The sequence below is a fragment of the Corallococcus llansteffanensis genome (assembly GCF_003612055.1).
GTDB lineage: Bacteria > Myxococcota > Myxococcia > Myxococcales > Myxococcaceae > Corallococcus > Corallococcus llansteffanensis.
Window position 1 is genome coordinate 1 of sequence record NZ_RAWB01000752.1, and the last position, 4,075, is coordinate 4,075.

The window sequence follows — 4,075 nt, forward strand, 5'->3', positions numbered from 1 at the left end:
CCCCCGAGGTCCCCCGTCCGTGCCGCGCACCTTCCGCTCCTTCCCCGCAGCGCTCTTCCTCTTCATCCTCGCCTCCACCCTCGCCCGCGCGGATGAGCCCCAGGCGCTGCACGGCCCGTGGCTGGGCGTGTCGCTGATGCGCGGCTCCGGCTTCGACACCACGCTGAGGGATCCCGCGCCGCTGTTTCCGCGGACCGTGCGCTACGACACCGGAGTGGGCCTGGGCGTGCGCGCCGGCTACGACTTCGAGGAGCTGGTGGGCGCGTACGTCACGGCCGAGCTGCTCACCGGCCGCGAGGACAGCTTCTACGCGTCGTTCGGCGGCGGCCTGCGGGTGCTGACGCCCACCGCCCCCTTCCGCGCGGGCCTCACCGCGGGGGTGCGCTTCATCGACTCGGATCCGGCCCTGCCCTTCTTCACCACCGGCGTGCTGGGCGAGGCGCGGCTGTGGCGGCACCTGGGCATCCACCTGGAGGTGGACAAGGCGTGGCCCCTGAAGCGGGAGGTCCTCCAGGAGCGCCCGGAGCACCAGCGCAGCACCACCGTGGAGGGCGGGCCGTGGCGACTCGTCCTCGGGCTGACGTGGTACTTCTGAAACGGATGCTGCAACGGATCAAACTGGTAGGGTGCGCGCACCCCACCCTTACGGAAGGAACGCCGTGCCCGCCCTCGCTCCGCTGCGCACGCTCTATCCCCCCATCGAGCCCTATCGCACCGGTCGGCTGAGCGTCCCGGGTGATCATTCGCTGTACTTCGAGGAGTGCGGCAACCCCGAAGGCAAGCCCGTGGTGTTCGTGCACGGCGGGCCCGGCGGTGGCACCGACGCCAAGCAGCGGCGCTTCTTCGACCCCAGCGCGTACCGCATCATCCTCTTCGACCAGCGCGGCTGCGGCCGCAGCACCCCGTACGCCAGCCTGGAGATGAACACCACCTGGGACCTGGTGGCGGACATGGAGCGGCTGCGCGAACACCTGGGCCTGGAGCGCTGGCAGCTCTTCGGCGGCTCGTGGGGCAGCACCCTGGCGCTCGCGTACGCCGAAGCGCACCCGGAGCGCGTCACGGAGCTGGTGCTGCGCGGCATCTTCCTGTTGCGCAAGCAGGAGATCGACTGGTTCTACCAGCGCGGCGCGGACGCGATGTTCCCGGACGCGTGGGAGCAATACCTCGCGCCCATCCCGGAGGCGGAGCGCGGGGACCTGCTCCAGGCGTACGCGAAGCGGCTGATGGGCTCAGACAGGCACACGCAGCAGGAGGCCGCGAAGGCGTGGAGCGTGTGGGAGGGGCGCACGAGCTGCCTGTACCCCAACCCGGAGCTCATCGCGCGCAACTCGGGCGACGAGTTCGCCATCGCCTTCGCGCGCATCGAGTGCCACTACTTCGTCAACAAGGGCTGGCTGCGCAGCGACACCCAGCTCCTGGACGACGTGCACCGCATCCGCCACATCCCCGCCGTCATCGTGCAGGGCCGCTACGACGTCGTCTGCCCGCCGGAGAGCGCGTGGGCGCTGCACCGCGCGTGGCCGGAGGCGCAGCTCGTCATCGTCCCGGACGCCGGCCACTCCGCCAACGAGCCCGGCAACACGTCCGCGCTGGTAGAGGCGACGGACCGCTTCCGCCCCCACCGCTGAGGCCTACGGCGTAAGCCCCAGCCCCTCGTCCGCTAGCCTCGCGGCGTCAGCGACTTCGCCAGCTCCTCATAGAGGTGGATGGCGGAGCGGATGGACTTCTCCCAGTCGCCCAGGTGCAGGCTCTCGTTCTCGGAATGGGCGTATGTGTACGGATCCTCCACGCCGATGAGCAGCGCGGGCACCCCGCCCAGCTCCTTCGCGAACGGCTCCACGAAGGGGATGGAGCCGCCGCAGCCGATGGTGACGGGCTTCTTCGCGTAGCCCTTCTCCAGCGCGCGGAAGGCCGCCTGGAAGGCCGGGTGCGACGAGTCCGTGTACCACCAGCCGGACGCCTGGTCCTCGCGGATCTCCAGCTCCAGGCCCCACGGACACACCTTGCGCAGGTGCGCCACCAGCCGGCGCTGCACGTCCTCGGGATCCAGGTCCGGCACCACGCGGATGCCCACGCGCGCCCACGCCGACTCCACGATGATGTTGCGCGCGTCCTTGCGGCTGCTGGCCTGGATGGCGTTGATGGCCAGGCTCGGCTGCCGCCAGTTCATCTCCCACGGGTGACGTCCACCGCCCAGCAGCGTCACGCCCTCGCGGATGCCTGCCTGCTCGCGGAAGGTGGCCTCGTCACCGGGCAGCGACTGGATGCTCTGTCGCTCCGCGTCCGTCAGCGGCTTCACCCGGTCCATCACCCCTTCGATGGCGATGGAGCCGTCCGCGTGCGTCAGCGTCGCGAGCATCCGGCACAGCGCCATCGCCGGATCCGGCACCGGCCCGCCCCACATGCCGGAGTGCACCGCCTGCTTCAGCCCCCGCACCTCCACGTCCACCGTCACCAGCCCGCGCAGCGCCGTGGTGATGGACGGCAGGCCCGTGTCGAAGTTCGACGTGTCCGTCAGCACGATGGCGTCCGCCGCCACCAACTTCGCGTGCTTCTGGAGAAATGCACCCAGGTGGTCGCTGCCCGCCTCCTCCTCACCTTCGATGACGACCTTCACGTTGAGTGGAAGCTGGCCGGTGCTCTTGAGCCACGCGTCCACCGCGGAGGTGTGCACGACGATGCCGGCCTTGTCGTCCGCCGCGCCCCGGCCGTACAGGCGACCGTCGCGCAGCTGCGGCTCGAAGGGCGGGCTCTTCCACGCGGACTCGTCCCCCGCGGGCTGCACGTCGTGGTGCGCATAGAGGAGGAGCGTGGGCCGGCCCGGCGCCTTGAGCACCTCGCCATAGACATAAGGGTGGGCTCCCTCGATTTCCAGGAGCTGGACGTTTTCAAACCCACGGTCTTTCAACAGCGCGGCGGTTGCTTCGGCGCTCTTGCGCACGAGGCCCGCGTCGAAGCCGGGAAAGGACACACTGGGGATGCGTACGAGGGCCTTGAGGTCCTCCAGGTACGCGGCTTTCTGGGACTCGAAATGGGAGAGCGCCTGGTCGATGGACATGCCCACCCCTTAACCCAAAAGGCGGGCAGGCGCCGTACGACGGTCGCGCCGAAAAACACGCGGCCCATGTATCCTGCCGCCCATGTCTGGACTGCCAACCCTGCTGCTGGTGGATGACGACAGCTTCGTGCGTCGCATCCTCAAGGACGTCATCGCGGAGACGGGCATCGCCCTGAGACTGCTGGAGGCAGCCGATGGTGAAGAGGGGCTGGCGCTGGCCGCGAAGGAACAGCCCGCGGTGATGTTCCTGGACCTGTTCATGCCGAAGAAGAGCGGGCTGGAGGTGCTGGGGGCCATCAAGAGCGTGTCGCCGGGAACGCGCGTGCTCGTCATCAGCAGCATGGACGCCGAACCGGTGGTGGAGCAGGCCATCGCCGCGGGGGCCGTGGGCTTCGTGGGCAAGCCCTTCCATCCGCTGGAGATCGCGTCGGCCATGCGCGAGGCGCTCGCGTCCTGATTCCTGAGGTCCCCGTGTCGTCATCCGCTGTCGGTTACTGGGTTGGAGACTCGCTCGGCCGCGTGCTGGGCCCGCTCCAACTGCAAGCATTCCGCGAGCTCATTGCCTCCGGACGTCTGAAGACGGCCGTGCGCGCGTCGCGCGATGGAACGAACTGGGTCCCGCTCCAGGACCTGCCGGAGGTGCGCGACCTCTTCGTCGCCCCTCCGGTCACCAGCCCCTCCGTGGAGTTGCAGCAGGCCGAGCGCCTGCGCACCCAGCTGCGCGGCCTGCTGCACCTGCCGCCGCACGAAGTGTTCGGGCTCAAGCCGCAGGCGTCGCTCGACGAGTTCCGCTCCGCCTTCTTCCGCATGGCGAAGCGCTTCTCGCCGGATCACCTGGCGCCGGACCTGCACCCGGAGTTGCGGAAGATCTCCGTGGAGATCTTCGACTTCCTCTCGCGGCGGATCCGCGAGGCGGAGACGCTGGTCCTGAAGGGCGCGGTGCCCCCACCGCCGCCGCCACCGCCCCGGCTGGACATGAGCGGCGCGCTGCCGCCGGCTCCGCTGCCGCTGAGTGGC

At 69.9% G+C, this 4,075-nt stretch carries 4 protein-coding genes and 1 pseudogene; 4 read left to right on the forward strand and 1 reads right to left on the reverse strand.

The annotated features are described in order from the left end of the window. Both D7V93_RS39505 and pip read left to right on the forward strand, forming a co-directional pair. Positions 1–595, forward strand: a 595-nt coding sequence (locus D7V93_RS39505; protein ID WP_208723303.1) for a hypothetical protein, incomplete at its 5' end; no start/stop codon positions are given. A 64-nt stretch (positions 596–659) separates the two neighbouring features. Then, positions 660–1,628, forward strand: coding sequence for a prolyl aminopeptidase (gene pip, locus D7V93_RS39510; RefSeq protein ID WP_120648209.1), 969 nt, complete (start codon positions 660–662; stop codon positions 1,626–1,628). A gap of 32 nt (positions 1,629–1,660) precedes the next feature. On the opposite strand, the gene D7V93_RS39515 is transcribed toward pip, so the two are convergent. Next, the gene (locus tag D7V93_RS39515; protein ID WP_199729061.1) at positions 1,661–3,058 is read right to left on the reverse strand and encodes a M20/M25/M40 family metallo-hydrolase; all 1,398 of its coding nucleotides are present in this window, start codon (positions 3,056–3,058) and stop codon (positions 1,661–1,663) included. Between the two features lie 82 nt (positions 3,059–3,140). Here D7V93_RS39515 and D7V93_RS39520 point away from each other — a divergent pair, with 82 nt between their 5' ends. Next, a complete protein-coding gene (locus D7V93_RS39520; RefSeq protein WP_120627662.1) occupies positions 3,141–3,515 on the forward strand; it encodes a response regulator transcription factor in 375 nt (124 codons plus the stop codon). 14 nt (positions 3,516–3,529) lie between these two features. After that, positions 3,530–4,075, forward strand: a pseudogene (locus tag D7V93_RS39525) (J domain-containing protein); the annotation flags it as partial.

Bases quoted from the DNA above. Each gene is read 5' to 3' on its own strand.
- D7V93_RS39520 (WP_120627662.1), top strand. From the start codon at position 3,141: ATGTCTGGACTGCCAACCCTGCTGCTGGTGGATGACGACAGCTTCGTG.
- D7V93_RS39515 (WP_199729061.1), bottom strand. From the start codon at position 3,058: ATGTCCATCGACCAGGCGCTCTCCCATTTCGAGTCCCAGAAAGCCGCG.